The 16,211-nt window shown below is 74.8% G+C and carries 15 protein-coding genes; 11 read left to right on the forward strand and 4 right to left on the reverse strand.

Annotated elements, in window-relative coordinates:
• Window positions 1-9: 9 nt before the first annotated feature.
• Complete coding sequence (hemW, locus tag ACIQPQ_RS01750) at window positions 10-1,242, forward strand: radical SAM family heme chaperone HemW (protein ID WP_401298347.1); 1,233 nt, start codon at window positions 10-12, stop codon at window positions 1,240-1,242.
• A 39-nt stretch (window positions 1,243-1,281) separates the two neighbouring features.
• On the opposite strand, the gene ACIQPQ_RS01755 is transcribed toward hemW, so the two are convergent.
• Window positions 1,282-2,097: a DUF3097 domain-containing protein gene (locus ACIQPQ_RS01755; RefSeq protein WP_401298350.1), complete on the reverse strand. Its 816-nt coding sequence runs from the start codon at window positions 2,095-2,097 to the stop codon at window positions 1,282-1,284.
• A 107-nt stretch (window positions 2,098-2,204) separates the two neighbouring features.
• Window positions 2,205-2,915, reverse strand: coding sequence for an MBL fold metallo-hydrolase (locus ACIQPQ_RS01760; RefSeq protein ID WP_401298352.1), 711 nt, complete (start codon window positions 2,913-2,915; stop codon window positions 2,205-2,207).
• Between the two features lie 169 nt (window positions 2,916-3,084).
• Here ACIQPQ_RS01760 and hrcA point away from each other — a divergent pair, with 169 nt between their 5' ends.
• From hrcA to ACIQPQ_RS01795, 7 genes are all read left to right on the forward strand, one after another.
• Window positions 3,085-4,101: a heat-inducible transcriptional repressor HrcA gene (hrcA, locus tag ACIQPQ_RS01765; RefSeq protein ID WP_383767455.1), complete on the forward strand. Its 1,017-nt coding sequence runs from the start codon at window positions 3,085-3,087 to the stop codon at window positions 4,099-4,101.
• A complete protein-coding gene (gene dnaJ, locus ACIQPQ_RS01770; protein WP_383767452.1) occupies window positions 4,102-5,235 on the forward strand; it encodes a molecular chaperone DnaJ in 1,134 nt (377 codons plus the stop codon).
• Window positions 5,236-5,461: 226 nt separating this feature from the next.
• Window positions 5,462-6,610 carry a nitronate monooxygenase gene (locus tag ACIQPQ_RS01775; protein WP_401298356.1) on the forward strand — a complete coding sequence of 383 codons (1,149 nt, stop codon included), beginning with the start codon at window positions 5,462-5,464 and terminating at the stop codon, window positions 6,608-6,610.
• On the forward strand, window positions 6,607-7,353 hold the full coding sequence (locus tag ACIQPQ_RS01780; RefSeq protein ID WP_401298359.1) for a 16S rRNA (uracil(1498)-N(3))-methyltransferase: 747 nt from the start codon (window positions 6,607-6,609) through the stop codon (window positions 7,351-7,353). The genes ACIQPQ_RS01775 and ACIQPQ_RS01780 overlap by 4 nt, the downstream gene beginning before the upstream one ends.
• A 30-nt stretch (window positions 7,354-7,383) precedes the next feature.
• Window positions 7,384-7,779, forward strand: a complete 396-nt coding sequence (locus ACIQPQ_RS01785) for a VOC family protein (RefSeq protein WP_401298362.1) — start codon at window positions 7,384-7,386, stop codon at window positions 7,777-7,779.
• A 100-nt stretch (window positions 7,780-7,879) separates the two neighbouring features.
• Entirely contained in the window at window positions 7,880-8,488 is a 609-nt protein-coding gene (locus tag ACIQPQ_RS01790) for a hypothetical protein (RefSeq protein WP_401298364.1), read from the forward strand.
• A 66-nt stretch (window positions 8,489-8,554) separates the two neighbouring features.
• Window positions 8,555-11,794, forward strand: coding sequence for a S41 family peptidase (locus ACIQPQ_RS01795; RefSeq protein ID WP_401298367.1), 3,240 nt, complete (start codon window positions 8,555-8,557; stop codon window positions 11,792-11,794).
• Between the two features lie 21 nt (window positions 11,795-11,815).
• Here ACIQPQ_RS01795 and ACIQPQ_RS01800 read toward each other — a convergent pair whose 3' ends face one another.
• Window positions 11,816-12,667, reverse strand: a complete 852-nt coding sequence (locus tag ACIQPQ_RS01800) for a DUF3626 domain-containing protein (RefSeq protein WP_401298370.1) — start codon at window positions 12,665-12,667, stop codon at window positions 11,816-11,818.
• A 128-nt stretch (window positions 12,668-12,795) separates the two neighbouring features.
• Between ACIQPQ_RS01800 and ACIQPQ_RS01805 the strand changes: the two genes are divergently transcribed.
• Genes ACIQPQ_RS01805 through ACIQPQ_RS01815 form a run of 3 tightly spaced genes read left to right on the forward strand, consistent with a single transcriptional unit; the run spans window position 12,796 to window position 15,075 of the window.
• Complete coding sequence (locus ACIQPQ_RS01805; protein WP_401298373.1) at window positions 12,796-13,149, forward strand: HIT domain-containing protein; 354 nt, start codon at window positions 12,796-12,798, stop codon at window positions 13,147-13,149.
• Window positions 13,150-13,159: 10 nt separating this feature from the next.
• Entirely contained in the window at window positions 13,160-14,065 is a 906-nt protein-coding gene (locus ACIQPQ_RS01810) for a ribonuclease Z (protein ID WP_401298375.1), read from the forward strand.
• A 20-nt stretch (window positions 14,066-14,085) separates the two neighbouring features.
• Complete coding sequence (locus tag ACIQPQ_RS01815; protein ID WP_401298378.1) at window positions 14,086-15,075, forward strand: adenosine deaminase; 990 nt, start codon at window positions 14,086-14,088, stop codon at window positions 15,073-15,075.
• Window positions 15,076-15,150: 75 nt separating this feature from the next.
• On the opposite strand, the gene ACIQPQ_RS01820 is transcribed toward ACIQPQ_RS01815, so the two are convergent.
• On the reverse strand, window positions 15,151-16,152 hold the full coding sequence (locus tag ACIQPQ_RS01820) for a hemin ABC transporter substrate-binding protein (protein ID WP_401298380.1): 1,002 nt from the start codon (window positions 16,150-16,152) through the stop codon (window positions 15,151-15,153).
• Window positions 16,153-16,211: the final 59 nt, after the last annotated feature.

Here is a 16,211-nt window from a genome sequence, read left to right on the forward strand (position 1 = left end):
ATGGAGGACATGCCTTCCGCTCTTCCCGACGGCGAGCCCGTCCCCGACGACGGCGCGCTGCCCGCGTCCGCGCTGGCCGGGGCCGCCGACCGCCCGCTCGGGTTCTACCTGCACGTCCCGTACTGCGCGACCCGCTGCGGCTACTGCGACTTCAACACCTACACCGCGACCGAGCTGCGCGGCACCGGCGGCGTCCTCGCCTCCCGCGACAACTACGCCGACACCCTGACCGACGAGGTCCGCCTCGCCCGCAAGGTCCTCGGCGACGACCCGCGCGAGGTCCGTACGGTCTTCGTCGGCGGCGGTACGCCGACCCTGCTCGCGGCGGACGACCTGGTGCGGATGCTGGGCGCGATCCGGGACGAGTTCGGGCTCGCCGCCGACGCCGAGGTCACCACCGAGGCCAACCCGGAGTCCGTCGACCCCGCCTACCTCGCGACGCTCCGCGCGGGCGGCTTCAACCGGGTCTCGTTCGGCATGCAGAGCGCCCGGCAGCACGTGCTGAAGGTCCTCGACCGCACGCACACCCCCGGCCGCCCCGAGGCCTGTGTCGCGGAGGCGCGCGCGGCCGGGTTCGACCACGTCAACCTCGACCTGATCTACGGCACCCCCGGTGAGTCCGACGACGACTGGCGGGCCACCCTGGACGCGGCGCTCGGCGCGGGCCCCGACCACGTCAGCGCGTACGCCCTGATCGTCGAGGAGGGCACCCAGCTGGCCCGGCGCATCCGGCGCGGCGAGGTCCCCATGACCGACGACGACGTGCACGCGGACCGCTACCTCATCGCCGAGGAGACGATGAGCGCGGCGGGCTTCGACTGGTACGAGGTGTCGAACTGGGCGACCTCCGAGGCCGCCCGCTGCCTCCACAACGAGCTGTACTGGCGCGGTGCCGACTGGTGGGGCGCCGGACCGGGCGCCCACAGTCACGTCGGCGGCGTCCGCTGGTGGAACGTCAAGCACCCCGGCGCCTACGCCGCCGCCCTCGCCGGAGGCCGCTCCCCGGGCGCGGGCCGCGAACTCCTCTCCGACGAGGACCGCCGGGTGGAGCGCGTCCTCCTCGAACTCCGCCTCCGCGACGGCGTCCCCCTCGACCTCCTGCGCCCCGCGGGCCGCGCCGCCGCCGACCGGGCCCGCACCGACGGCCTCCTCGCCCCGGAACCGTACGCACGCGGCCACGCGGCCCTCACCCTGCGCGGAAGGCTCCTCGCGGACGCCGTGGTGCGGGATCTGGTCGACTGAGGTTCCGTCGACCGGGCCCGGTCGGGGCCACCGTTCCCGTCAGGCCGCGCCGCCGTCCGTGACGAAGTCGATCAGTTCCTCGACGCGGCCCAGGAGTTCCGGTTCCAGGTCCTTGTACGACGTGACGCGGGCCAGGATCGCCTGCCAGACGGCGCCCGTGTTGTCGTGGGGCCAGCCCAGGGCGCGGCAGACGCCCGTCTTCCAGTCCTGGCCGCGGGGCACACGGGGCCAGGCGGGGATGCCGACCGCGGACGGCTTCACGGCCTCCCAGATGTCGATGTAGGGGTGGCCCACCACCAGGGCGTGTGCGCTGGTCACCGAGGCCGCGATGCGGGACTCCTTCGAGCCGGGGACCAGATGGTCCACCAGGACGCCGAGGCGGGCGTCGGGGCCAGGGGCGAACCCGTCGACGATCGACGGCAGGTCGTCCACGCCCTCCAGGTACTCCACCACCACGCCCTCGACGCGCAGGTCGTCGCCCCAGACCTTCTCGACCAGCTCGGCGTCGTGGCGGCCCTCGACGTAGATCCGGCCCGCACGCGCGACCCGGGCGCGCGCGCCGGGCACGGCCACCGAGCCGGAGGCGGTCCGGGTGGGGCGTACGGGGGCGGTGGACGCCGGGCGGACCAGGGTGACCGCCCTGCCCTCCAGCAGGAAGCCGCGCGGCTCCAGCGGGAACACGCGGTGCTTGCCGAACCGGTCCTCCAGGGTGACCGTGCCCGCCTCGCAGCGGATCACCGCCCCGCAGAATCCGGTGCCGGGCTCCTCCACCACCAGGCCGGGATCGGCCGGGACCTCGGGGGCGGGCGCCTGCTTCTTCCAGGGCGGGGTCAGGTCGGCGGAGTACGAGCGCATTCGGATGACGATAGGAGAAGCGGCGGGGCCGGGGGAGCGACACGCCGGGGGAGGGGCGGGGAGTGCCTGCCGGGCGGGGGCGGTGACACGCCGGGGGCGGGTGGCTGTCATCCGCCGTAGCGGGCCGCCAGCGCGTCGCGTTGGGCCCGTACGTACGCGGCGTCCACCACCGCGCCGTGGCCGGGGACGTAGCGCGCGTCCTCGCCGCCCAGCGCGAGCAGGCGGTCCAGCGCGGCGGGCCAGCGGGCCGGGACCGCGTCCGGGCCCGCCTGCGGCTCCCCGGACTCCTCCACCAGGTCGCCGCAGAACACCGTCCCCGGCGAGCCGGGGACCAGGACGGCCAGGTCGTGCGCGGTGTGGCCGGGGCCGACGTTCGCCAGCAGCACCCGCAGGCCGCCGCCCAGGTCGAGGGTCCGCTCCCCGGAGACCAGGTGGCCGGGGCGGACCAGGCGCCGCGCGGCCTCCGCCGCCTCCGCCGCCGCCAGCCCGTGCCGTACCGCGTCCGCCCGCAGCTCCTCCGCCGGGACCGTCTCCAGCCCCACCGCGCCGTACACCTCCGCGTCCGCGAACGCCGCCGCCCCGAACACGTGGTCGAAATGGGCGTGGGTCAGCGCGAGATCCGTCACACGCCCGCCCGCCGCCTCCTCCGCCCGCGCCCGCAGCAGCGCCCCCTCCGCCAGGCTCGACCCCGCGTCCACCACCAGCACCCGGTCCGCCCCGACGACCAGCCCCACCGTGCAGTCCCAGCCCGGCAGCCGGCGCCGCCCCACCCCCGGCGCCACCCGATCCCACCCGGCCTCTTCCCAAGTCACCGTCATGCGGCGACGCTAACGTGGCGGGCACCCGGTGCGCGGGCGGGCGCGTGCGCGACCTTGCCCCGGGTGTACCCCACCGCCGTACACTGGGCCGGGGAACGCTGGCACTCGGAAGTGACGAGTGCCAGGCCGGGCGCCCAGGACACTGGGGGACGACTTCTGGAGGTGTGCGGTGCTGAGCGAACGACGTCTTCAGGTGCTGCGCGCCATCGTCCAGGACTACGTGGGCACCGAGGAGCCGGTCGGCTCCAAAGCCCTCACCGAGCGGCACAACCTCGGCGTCTCCCCGGCCACCGTCCGCAACGACATGGCCGTCCTGGAGGACGAGGGCTTCATCGCCCAGCCCCACACCAGCGCCGGGCGCATCCCCACCGACAAGGGCTACCGGCTCTTCGTCGACAAACTGGCCGGCGTCAAACCGATGACGGCCCCCGAACGCCGCGCCATCCAGAACTTCCTGGACGGCGCCGTCGACCTCGACGACGTCGTGGCCCGCACGGTCCGGCTGCTCGCGCAGCTCACCCGGCAGGTCGCCGTCGTGCAGTACCCGTCGCTGACCCGCTCCACCGTCCGCCACGTCGAACTGCTGTCGCTCGCGCCCGCCCGCCTGATGCTCGTGCTGATCACGGACACCGGCCGGGTCGAACAGCGGCTCGTGGACTGCCCGGCGCCGTTCGGCGAGGCCTCGGTGGCGGACCTGCGGGCCCGCCTCAACAGCCGGGTCGCGGGCCGCCGCTTCACCGACGTCCCGCGCCTGGTCGAAGACCTCGCGGACGCCTTCGAGGCCGAGGACCGGGGCACCGTCACGACCGTGCTCTCCACCCTCCTGGAGACACTCGTCGAGGAGAACGAGGAGCGGCTGATGATCGGCGGCACCGCCAATCTCACCCGCTTCGGACATGACTTCCCTCTCACCATCCGGCCCGTCCTGGAGGCCCTGGAGGAACAGGTCGTCCTCCTGAAACTCCTGGGCGAGGCCGGTGATTCGGGCATGACCGTACGCATCGGTCACGAGAACGCCTACGAGGGACTCAACTCCACGTCCGTGGTCTCGGTCGGCTACGGTTCGGGCGGCGAGGCAGTCGCCAAGCTCGGCGTGGTCGGACCGACCCGCATGGATTACCCGGGAACGATGGGAGCGGTACGCGCAGTGGCACGGTACGTCGGACAGATCCTGGCGGAGTCGTAAGTGGCCACGGACTACTACGCCGTTCTCGGCGTGCGCCGCGACGCGTCGCAGGAAGAGATCAAGAAGGCCTTCCGGCGGCTCGCACGCGAGCTGCACCCGGACGTCAACCCCGATCCGAAGACCCAGGAGCGGTTCAAGGAGATCAACGCCGCCTACGAGGTGCTGTCGGACCCGCAGAAGAAGCAGGTCTACGACCTCGGCGGCGACCCCCTCTCCCAGGCGGGCGGCGCGGCCGGCGGCTTCGGCGCGGGCGGCTTCGGCAACTTCTCCGACATCATGGACGCCTTCTTCGGCACGGCGTCCCAGCGCGGGCCCCGCTCGCGCACCCGGCGGGGCCAGGACGCGATGATCCGGCTGGAGGTCGACCTCGACGAGGCCGCCTTCGGCACCACCAAGGACATCCAGGTCGACACCGCCATCGTCTGCACCACGTGCAGCGGCGAAGGCGCCGCGCCCGGGACCTCCGCGCAGACCTGCGACATGTGCCGCGGACGCGGCGAGGTGTCCCAGGTGACGCGGTCCTTCCTCGGCCAGGTCATGACCTCCCGCCCCTGCCCCCAGTGCCAGGGCTTCGGCACCGTCGTCCCCACCCCGTGCCCCGAGTGCGCCGGTGACGGACGCGTACGGTCCCGGCGGACGCTGACCGTCAAGATCCCCGCCGGTGTCGACAACGGCACCCGCATCCAGCTCGCCGGTGAGGGCGAGGTCGGGCCCGGTGGCGGCCCCGCCGGTGACCTCTACGTCGAGATCCACGAGCTGCCGCACGCCATGTTCCAGCGGCGCGGGGACGACCTGCACTGCACGGTCACCCTCCCGATGACGGCGGCGGCCCTCGGCACGAAGGTGCCGCTGGAGACGCTCGACGGGCTGGAGGAGGTCGACATCCGGCCCGGCACCCAGTCCGGGCAGTCCATCCCGCTGCACGGGCGGGGCGTCACCCACCTGCGGGGCGGGGGACGCGGCGATCTCATCGTGCACGTCGAGGTGCAGACGCCGACCAAGCTCGACCCCGAGCAGGAGCGGTTGTTGCGGGAGCTGGCGAAGCTGCGGGGGGAGGAGCGGCCGCTCGGGCAGTTCCAGCCGGGGCAGCAGGGGCTGTTCTCGCGGTTGAAGGACGCGTTCAACGGGCGGTGAGGCCTGGGTGACGGGGCCTCGCGCCAGGTCTGGGGGCTGCCGCCCCCAGGCCCCCGCTTCGGCCCTGAAGGGGCCTTGTCCTCAAACGCCGGACGGGCTGGAGTGGGCGGGCGCGGGCTGTCGCTGTGACCGTCGGACGGACTGAAAAGCCCAGGCCCGCCTCAGCCCCCGGAGCCGGAGCGGCACCCGATTCGGAGCCGTTCCCGTGACGTGACACCATGCCGTCATGTCCTCCGCGCTGACCGATCTCCTGCCCTGTCCGATCGTGCAGGCCCCCATGGCGGGCGGCGTCTCCTTGCCTCAGTTGGCGGCCGCTGTCTGTGAGGCCGGGGGGCTCGGGTTTCTCGCCGCCGGGTACAAGACGGCCGACGGGGTGTACCAGGAGATCAAACAGCTGCGGAGTCTGACCGCGCGGCCGTTCGGGGTGAACCTGTTCATGCCGCAGGCCGAGGCGGGGACGGTCACCGCGACCGGGGAGGCCGCGGGGCTGCCCGCCTCGTCGGGGGCGGTCGAGGTGTACGCGCACCAGCTCGCCGGGGAGGCCACCTGGTACGAGACCGAGCTGGGCGATCCGGACAGCGGGCGGGACGACGGCTACGACGCCAAGCTGGCGGTGTTGCTCGACAACCCGGTGGCCGTGGCCTCCTTCCACTTCGGGGTGCCGAGCCCGGAGGCGCTGGAGGCGCTGCGCCGGGTCGGCACCGTGACGCTGGCGACCGCGACCACCGTCGACGAGGCGCTCGCCGTGGAACGGGCGGGCGCCGACGGGGTGATCGTGCAGGGCGTCGAGGCGGGCGGCCACCAGGGCACCCACCGCGACCACCCGGAGAACGACGGCGCCGGGATCGGGCTGCTGGCGCTGCTCGCCCAGGTGCGGGAGGCCGTGAGCCTGCCGCTGGTCGCCGCGGGCGGCATCATGCGCGGCAGCCAGATCGCCGCCGTCCTCGCCGCGGGCGCGAGCGCCGCCCAGCTCGGCACGGCGTTCCTCGCCACCCCGGAGTCCGGCGCGCCGGCCGTCCACAAGGCCGCCCTGACCAACCCGCTCTTCGTCCGCACCGAGCTGACCCGCGCCTTCTCCGGGCGGCCCGCCCGCGGCCTCGTCAACCGGTTCCTGCGCGAGCACGGGCCCTACGCCCCCGCCGCCTACCCGGAGGTCCACCACCTCACCTCGCCGCTGCGCAAGGCCGCCGCCAAGGCCGGTGACCCGCAGGGCATGGCGCTGTGGGCGGGGCAGGGGCACCGGCTCGTGCGGGAGCTGCCCGCCGGGCAGCTCGTCGAGGTCCTCGCGGCCGAGCTGGAGCAGGCGCGGACAGCGTTGTCGGAGGGGCGGCGGCTCGGCCGCGACGGGGGTTACGGCGAGGGGGGCGTGCGATGACCGCGCCTGTCTTCGTCGTGGGTGAACTGCCGGACGCGGGCGGGGTCTTCGTGCTCGACGGGGCCGAGGGGCGGCATGCCGTGTCCGTGAAGCGGCTGCGCGCCGGGGAGGGCGTCGTCCTCACCGACGGGGCCGGACGCTGGGCGCCGGGCGCCGTCACGGCCGCCGAGGGCAAGGACCGGCTCGTCGTCGCGCTGGAACGGGCCGTGGACGAGCCCGCCGAGGAGCCGCGCCTCACCGTCGTACAGGCGCTGCCCAAGGGCGACCGGGGGGAGGTCGCCGTCGAGACGATGACCGAGACCGGGGTGGACGCGATCGTGCCGTGGGCCGCCGCCCGCTGCGTCACCCAGTGGAAGGCCGAGCGCGGGCTGAAAGCGCTCGCCAAGTGGCGGGCCACGGCCCGCGAGGCGGGCAAGCAGTCCCGCCGGGTCCGGTTCCCCGAGGTCACCGACCTGGCGAGCACCAAGCAGGTCGCCCGGCTGCTCGCGGACGCCGACTTCGCCGCCGTGCTGCACGAGGACCGCGACTACGGCAGCACCCCGCTGGCGTCCGCGCCGCTGCCGGTCACCGGGTCGGTCGTCCTCGTCGTCGGGCCCGAAGGGGGCGTCTCCCCGGACGAGTTGGCGCTCTTCGAGGCGGCCGGGGCGACGGCCCACCGGCTCGGGCGCAGCGTGCTGCGCACCTCGACCGCCGGTACGGCCGCCGCCGCCCTGATCCTGGGCCGGACCGGCCGCTGGTCCTGACCCCCACCACCCGCACCCAGGGAGGCCACCGTGGAACTCGCCCAAGTACGGCTTCTGGTCACCGACTTCGCCGCCTGCTACCACTTCTACGCCGATGTCCTCGGCCTCAAGCCGCAGTCCGGCGCGGTCGACGGCCCGTACGAGAAGTTCTCGCCCGCGACCGGGGCCGCCGGGATCGCCGTGCAGGACCGGGCAGTGATGGCCGGGCTCCTCGGGGAGCTGGGCGAGGACGTCCACGGGCACCGCTCGCTGGTCGCGCTGCGCGTCGACGACCTCGACGACTACTGCGCGCGGATCACCGCCCGCGGTGCCGAACTCGTCCACGGGCCCGCCCTGTTCACCGACCGGATGCGCGTCGCCCACCTCAAGGACCCCGAGGGCAACCTGGTCGAACTCCAGGAATGGCTGCTGCTCGGCGGCGGCTGAGCCACCGCGTCCGCCGGGATCCGCCGCCGCTGTCACCGGGACGGGTGAGTGGCGACAACTGCACTGTCGCGGGCGGCGCGTGAGTGGCACGCTGCTTCCCATGGGGGCATGGAGCACAGGGAGAGCACGGTCCCGCAAGCCGTCGCGCGCACGCGTGCGCGGCCTGGCCGCGGCGGGGCTCGCGGTACTGGCGGGGACCGCGGTGACGGCCTGCGAACCGGGCGGCGGACTCACCTCCGCGTCCGTGGCGTACACCACCGACCAGGTCGCTACCGCCGAACTCGGGCGCCGGGACGTCGACGTGCGCTGGCTGACCTGCGCGGCCCGCTACGACGACGCCCGCGCCCGCGCCGCGTCCGTGGACTGCGAGGGCGCGACCGGCGACGGGCGGGACATCACCGTCTCCGGGCAGGTCTCCCGCGCCGTCGACGGCTCCTGCGTGCGCGGCGACCTCAAGGCGGTGCTGGGGGACAAGCAGCTGTTCCGGGTCAGCGGCCTCGGCGACTGCGCCTCCGCCACCCCCTCCCCGGTCGACCCGCCCCGCAGCGGAGGCAACGGGAACTCCGGCGGCGGGAGCGGCGGCGGCACCTCCGGCGGTGGCGGCGCGAAGGACGACGGGGGCGGTGCGCGGCCCGAGGTCACCGTGACCGTCACGAAGACCGTGTGGTGCGACGCCGACGGCGCCTGCGGCCCCTCCCAGCGGAAATGAGCCGTCGCGGCCGGTAAGTGATCGGAACCCCTGCCGGACGCGTCTACCCCTGCCTACAGTGATCAGGTGACACAGCCCGTGACGCCTGCCGCGTACTTCCGACACCCGCATCTGCACGGCGAGTTCGTGACCTTCACCGCCGAGGACGACGTCTGGCTCGCCCCGCTGGACGGTGGCCGCGCCTGGCGGGTCAGCGCCGACAACATGCCGGTCACCGCGCCCCGGATCTCCCCCGACGGCACCCTCGTCGCCTGGACCTCCACCCGCGACGGCGCCCCCGAGGTGCACCTCGCCCCGGTCGACGGCGGCCCCGCGACCCGGCTCACCCACTGGGGCAACGCCCGCACCCGCGTCCTCGGCTGGACCCCGGACGGCCAGGTCCTCGTCCTGAGCGCGCACGATCAGGCCAGCCTGCGCCGCACCTGGGCCCGCGCGCTGCCCGTCGACGGCGGACCCGCCACCACCCTGCCGTACGGGCCGGTCGGCGCCGTCGCCCACGGCCCGCACACCGTGCTGCTGTCGGCGACCATGGGCCGCGAGGCCGCCCACTGGAAGCGCTACCGGGGCGGCACGGCGGGCAAACTGTGGATCGACCGCGACGGCGACGGCGCGTTCGTCCGCCTCCACCAGGACCTCGACGGCAACCTGGAACACCCCGTGTGGGCGGGGGAGCGGATCGCGTTCCTCTCCGACCACGAAGGCGTCGGCGCCCTGTACTCCTCCCTCGCCGACGGCTCCGACCTGCGCCGCCACACCCCCCTCGACACCGGGTTCTACGCCCGGCACGCGGCCGGGGACGGCACCCGCGTCGTCTACGCGAGCGCGGGCGAGCTGTGGATCGTCGACGACCTCACCGACCCCGACGGGGCGCCCCGCCGGCTGGAGATCCGCCTCGGCGGGCAGCGCGCCGACCGGCGGCCCCGGCCCGTCAACGCCGCCCGCTGGTTCGGCGCCGCCGCCCCCGACCACACCGCGCGCGGCAGCGCCGTCGCCGTCCGCGGCGCCGTCCACTGGGTCACCCACCGGGGCGGGCCCGCCCGCGCCCTCGCCGCCGAACCCGGCGTCCGCGCCCGGCTGCCCCGCGTGTTCCGCGCCGACGGCGAGGAGTGGGTGGTGTGGGTGACCGACGCCGAGGGCGACGACGCGCTGGAGTTCGCGCCCGCCACCGGCCGCACCCCCGGCGCGGGCCCCCGCCGCCTCGCCGCCGGACAGCTCGGCCGGGTCCTCGGCCTCGCCGTCGCGCCCGACGGCGGACGGGCCGCCGTCGCCGCCCACGACGGGCGCGTCCTGCTCGTCGAGCGGGAGACCGGCGAGGTCCGCGAGGTCGACCGCAGCGAGGAGGGCGAGGTCAGCGGGCTGGTCTTCTCCCCCGACTCCGCCTGGCTCGCCTGGTCCCACCCCGGCCCCGGCCCGCTGCGGCAACTGCGCCTCGCCAACACCACCGACCTCGCCGTCACCGAGGCCACCCCGCTGCGCTTCCACGACCACGCGCCCGCCTTCACCCTCGACGGCAAACACCTCGCCTTCCTCTCCAACCGCTCCTTCGACCCCGTCTACGACGAGCACGTCTTCGACCTGGCCTTCGTCGTCGGCGACCGGCCGCACCTGATCCCGCTCGCCGCGACGACACCCTCGCCGTTCGGGCCGCAGCGGCACGGGCGGCCCTTCGACGCCCCCGACAAGGACGAGACCCCCGACAGCGAGGGCACTCCCGCCACCCGCGTCGACCTGGAGGGCCTGGCCGACCGGATCGTGCCGTTCCCCGTCGAGGCCGCCCGCTACTCCGGGCTGCGCGCGGCGAAGGACGGCGTGCTGTGGCTGCGCCACCCCGTGCAGGGCGTCCTCGGCTCGTCGCGGGCCACGCCCGACGACCCCGATCCGCAGACCGAGCTGGAGCGCTTCGACCTCGTCCACCAGCACCTGGAGCACCTCGCGGCCGACGCGGACGCCTTCAGGGTCAGCGGCGACGGCAAGCGGGTCCTGCTGTGGACCGACGGGCGGCTCAAGGTCGTACCGAGCGACCGGCGGGCGTCCAAGGACGACGACAGCGACACCAACATCACCGTCGACCTCGGCCGGGTCCGGCAGATCCTCGACCCGGCCGCCGAGTGGCGGCAGATGTACGAGGAGACCGGCCGCATCATGCGCGACCACTTCTGGCGGTCCGACATGAGCGGCACCGACTGGCCGGCCGTCCTCGACCGCTACCGCCCGGTCCTGGACCGGGTCACCACCCACGACGACCTGGTCGACCTGCTCTGGGAGGTCCAGGGCGAACTGGGCACCTCGCACGCCTACGTCATCCCGCGCGGCGGGTCCGGCGGCGGGCCCCGGCAGGGGCTGCTCGGCGCGGACATCTCCCGCCACGAGGACGGCAGTTGGCGCGTCGACCGGATTCTGCCGCCGGAGACCTCCGACCCGGACGCCCGCTCCCCGCTGGCCGCGCCCGGCGTCGCGATCCGCGCCGGGGACGCCATCGTGGCCGTCGCGGGACTGCCGGTCGACCCGGTGACCGGGCCCGCGCCGCTCCTCGACGGCACGGCGGGCAAGCCGGTGGAGCTGACGGTCTCACCGGCCGGCGGCGGCGAGCTGCGGCACGCGGTGGTCGTCCCGACCGCGTCGGAGGAGCCGCTGCGCTACCACGCCTGGGTCGCCGACCGGCGGGCGTACGTCCACGAGAAGTCCGGCGGACGCCTCGGCTACCTGCACATCCCCGACATGCAGGCGCCCGGCTGGGCGCAGATCCATCGGGACCTGCGGGTCGAGGTGGCCCGCGAGGGCCTGGTCGTCGACGTCCGCGAGAACCGGGGCGGCCACACCTCCCAGCTCATCGTGGAGAAGCTCGCCCGCCGCATCGTCGGCTGGTCCGTGCCGCGCGGCATGCGCCCCTACAGCTATCCGCAGGACGCGCCGCGCGGCCCGGTCGTCGCCGTCGCCGACGAGTTCTCCGGCTCCGACGGCGACATCGTCAACGCGGCGATCAAGGCCCTCGGGATCGGCCCGGTCGTCGGTACCCGCACCTGGGGCGGCGTCATCGGCATCGACAACCGCTACCGCCTCGTCGACGGCACCCTCGTCACGCAGCCCAAGTACGCCTTCTGGCTGGAGGGGTACGACTGGGGCGTCGAGAACCACGGCGTCGACCCCGACATCGAGGTCGTCACCCGCCCCCAGGACCACGCCACCGCCCACGACCCCCAACTCGACGAGGCCGTCAACGTAGCCCTCGCCACCCTGGAACAGACCCCGGCGAAAACCCCACCGGAGCTGCCGGAACTGCCGGAACTGCCGGAGCGGCGGGGGTAGGGCCGGGGCCGCGCCCGCCTCTCAGGGGCCCGCTCCGGCCGTCCTGCCGAAGCGGGCCACGAGGTGCCACACCTTCTTCAGGTCCTGGGGGTCGTGGCGCCCCGTGCGCACGGCGTCCCCGATCGTCCGCGGGTCGAGGCGGCCCCGGACGGCGATCTCGGCGCCCAGGTCGACGTACTCCCGCCCCCGGTACTCCGGATGCCGCCGCAGCTCGGGCACGGTGAGGGCGAATCCCGGATGCCAGGCGACCGGGCACGGCAGGCGTCGCGCCGCGTCCTCGACGGGCGTGCCCCGGTAGCTGGGGTCCAGGACCAGCGCCTCCACGTCCCGGTCGAAGCGGACGGGGCCGTGCAGGTGCGCCTCCACATGGTCGTCCAGGAGGTCCCGGCCCTCCGCCTCGGCCAGCGCGGCGAGCGCGCAGCGGTCCGCCGTACCGAAGTCCGACGGGTCGGTCGAGCTGTCGGGATAGCAGAACGTGGTGCGCGCCAGGGTGTCGGCGGTGAGCCGGAAGTAGGACGAGCCGAAGCGCGGGGCGGCGCCCCTGACGTCCCGGCGGTGGTTCAACGCCCCGTAGACCGGGCGCTGTACGGCCGGTGCGTCGTCGTAGGCCCCCGCGAACAGCCTGCTCTCCCAGCGCCAGCGGTCCCCGCCCGGCCGGGCCGTGAGGCCGCCGTTGCCCGTGCCGGTCACGAACTGCGAGAGGTAGACGCCGTCCCGCGCCATGCCGGTCAGTACCGGCAGGCCGTCGGCCGCCCGGTCGGGGTGGAAGTGCAGCGTCACCCGCAGGTCCGGGGCGAGCGGCCCGCCGCGCGACCGGGCCGCGACGTGGCGCAGGGCCCTGTCCTGGGGCGAGACCTCGGTTCCGGGGCGCATGCCGGGAGTGTGCCGGGCGGAGGCGACCCCCCGCCTCCGATTTCCCGTACGCACCCCCCACCCCCGCTCGCTACGATGCACGCGGAGATCACCACCCGTACCGCACGCCCGGTCGAAGGAGCAGACGTATGTCAGGGGAGCCGCAGGACGACTGTCTGTTCTGCAAGATCTCGGCGGGGACGATCCCGGCGACGATCGTGCGGGAGACGGCGACGACCGTCGCGTTCCGCGACATCAGCCCGCAGGCGCCGACGCATGTGCTGGTGATCCCGCGGGCGCACCACGAGAACGCCGCCGCGCTCGCCGTCGCCGCGCCGGAGGTCGCCGCGGACGTGCTGCGGGAGGCGCAGGCCGTCGCCGACGAGGAGAAGCTCGACAGCTACCGCATCGTGTTCAACACGGGCAGCGGCGCCGGGCAGACCGTCTGGCACGCGCACGCCCACGTCCTGGGCGGCCGCGGCCTCCAGTGGCCTCCGGGATAGGCGGCGACCGATGTCCGTCCGTGAACTCGTCGTCCTCGGCACCGCCAGCCAGGTGCCCACCCGGCACCGCAACCACAACGGCTATCTGCTGCGCTGGGACGGCGAGGGCATCCTCTTCGACCCGGGTGAGGGCACCCAGCGGCAGATGGTGCGCGCCGGGGTCGCCGCCCACGACCTGAACCGGATCTGCGTCACGCACTTCCACGGCGACCACAGCCTCGGTCTGGCCGGGGTGATCCAGCGCATCAACCTGGACCAGGTCCCGCACCCCGTGACCGCCCACTTCCCGCGCTCCGGCCAGCGGTTCTTCGACCGGCTGCGGTACTCCACCGCGTACCGGGAGACCGTCGGCGTCACCGAGGAGCCGGTCGACCGGGACGGGCCCCTCGCCACGACCCCGTCGTACACGCTCGACGCGCGCCTCCTGTCGCACCCCGTGGAGTCCTACGGCTACCGGCTGACCGAGCCCGACGGGCGCCGGATGCTGCCCGAGCGGCTCGCCGCGCTCGGGGTGCGCGGCCCGGACGTGGGGCGTCTCCAGCGCGACGGCGCGGTCGGCGGGGTCACGCTGGACGAGGTGAGCGAGGTGCGGCGCGGGCAGCGGTTCGCGTTCGTCATGGACACCCGGCTCTGCGACGGCGTCCACGCCCTCGCCGACGGCTGCGACCTGCTGGTCATCGAGTCGACCTTCCTCGACGAGGACGAGCGGCTCGCCGTCGACCACGGCCACCTCACCGCCGGGCAGGCCGCCCGCGTGGCCCGCGACGCGGGCGTCCGCCACCTCGTCCTCACCCACTTCAGCCAGCGCTACGCTGACCCCGACGCCTTCGAGCGGCAGGCCCGCGCCGCCGGGTTCGAGGGCGAGCTGACCGTGGCCTCCGACCTCCTCCGGGTGCCGGTTCCGAAACGACGGTGAAACCGCCGTACGATGCTTTGATGCCCCTCCCCAAAGCCGAACTGTACCTGCACATCGAAGGAACCCTGGAGCCGGAGCTGGCGTTCGCGCTGGCCGACCGGAACGGGGTCGCCCTGCCCTGGGCGGACACCGACGCGCTGCGCGAGGCCTACCGGTTCGAGGACCTCCAGTCCTTCCTGGACCTGTACTACGCGCTGATGGCGGTCCTGCGCACCGAGCGCGACTTCGAGGACCTGGCGGAGGCGTACCTCGCCCGCGCCGCCGCCCAGGGCGTGCGGCACGCGGAGATCTTCTTCGACCCGCAGGCCCACCTCGCGCGGGGCGTGGCGATGGGGACGGTCGTCGAGGGGCTGTGGCGGGCGCTCGGCCGCAGCCGTGAGCGGCACGGCGTCTCCACCCGGCTCATCCTCTGCTTCCTGCGCGACGAGTCCGCCGCGTCGGCCCTCGCCACCCTGGACGCCGCGAAGCCGTACCTCGACCGCATCACCGGCGTCGGCCTGGACTCCGCCGAGGTCGGCCACCCGCCCGCGAAGTTCCGTGAGGTGTACGAGGCCGCCGCCGCCCTCGGCCTGCGGCGCGTCGCGCACGCGGGCGAGGAGGGGCCGCCGGAGTACGTCACCGAGGCCCTGGACGTCCTCGGCGTCGAGCGCGTCGACCACGGCCTGCGCTGCGTGGAGGACCCGGCGCTGGTGGCCCGGCTGGTCCGCGACCGCGTCCCGCTGACCCTGTGCCCGCTGTCCAACGTGCGGCTGCGCGTCGTCGACCGCCTCGCCGACCACCCGCTGCCCGCCATGCTCGACGCGGGTCTGCTCTGCACCGTCAACTCCGACGACCCCGCCTACTTCGGCGGCTACGTCGGCGACGCCTTCGACGCCGTCCGCGACACCCTGGGCCTCGGCGAGGCGCGGCTGCGCGAACTGGCCCGCAACTCCTTCACCGCCGCCTTCCTGGACGACGACGAGGAGCTGCGGGCCGCGTATCTGGCCGAGGTGGAGGCGTACGTGTTCTGACCCGCGTCTCCGACCCGCGTCCGCTGATCCGGCCGGTCCGGCAGGGGGCCCGCGGCGGTGCCGGGTGCCGGTCCGTCAGGTGCGGTGGACGCGGTCCACCAGGATGTCGATGACCAGCGGGGTGCGCGGGCCGAAGCCGAGCAGGACGCCGTCCTCCATGTCGACCACCCGGCGGTTCATGCCCGCCGGGGTCTGCGCGATCCCGGGGATCTTCAGCAGCCCGTCGAGGCCGCCGACCGACTCCAGCCCCTTGGTCATCATCAGGATGACGTCCGGCCGGGCCGCCGCGAGCGCCTCGGTGGTGATCGGCGTGAACGGCTTGTCCAGCCCCGCCGCCACGCCCGCGTCCTCCGCGCCCGCCGCCGCGAGCAGCGAGTCCGCGCCGGAGCCCTTGCCGCCGATCAGATAGACGGCCGCGCTGCCGCGCATGTAGAGGAACGCCACCTTCGGGCGGCTGCCCTTCGGCACGGCGGCGCGGGCGGCGGCCAGTTCGCCGTTCATCCGCCGGTTCAGCGCCTCGCCCGCGCCGGGCACACCGAGCGCCTGCGCGATCCGGGTGGTCCGGGTGGTCACGTCGGCCAGTTCGGTCGCCGTGTCGAGGACGACGACCGGGATTCCGGCGTCCCGGATCTGCTGCACGGCCTCCTTCGGCCCGGTGTCGGTGTCAGCCAGCACCACGCTCGGCCGCAGCGACAGCACGCCCTCCGCGCTGACGTCGTGCGCCTTGGTGACCAGCGGGAGCTTCTTCGCCTCGTCGAAGGTGGCGGTGACGTCCCGGCCGACGACCCGGTCACCGAGCCCGAGCGTGAACACGATCTCGGACACCCCGCCGTTGAGCGGCAGGATGCGCGAGGCGTCCTTCACGGTCACTTTCCGGCCGTCGGCGGAGTCCACGGTGACCGGCAGCGCGGGAGCGGGCGGCGCGCCATCGAGCGGCACGATCTCGTGGGACGCGAGCTGCTTCTGCGCGGCGGCGGCCCGTGCGGAGGCGGACGTGGGGGCGGTGTCCGACGCGCCGCCGGAGGCGGAGTCCGACCCCGTCCCGGCCGTCGAGCAGGCACCCGTCAGCAGGGCCACGGCGAGCCCGAGGGCGGCGAGGCGTCCTGGGCGACGGCCGGGACGGGCGCGGCCCGTGC

It is taken from the genome of Streptomyces sp. NPDC091281, from assembly GCF_044757425.1.
Classification (GTDB): Bacteria; Actinomycetota; Actinomycetes; order Streptomycetales; family Streptomycetaceae; genus Streptomyces.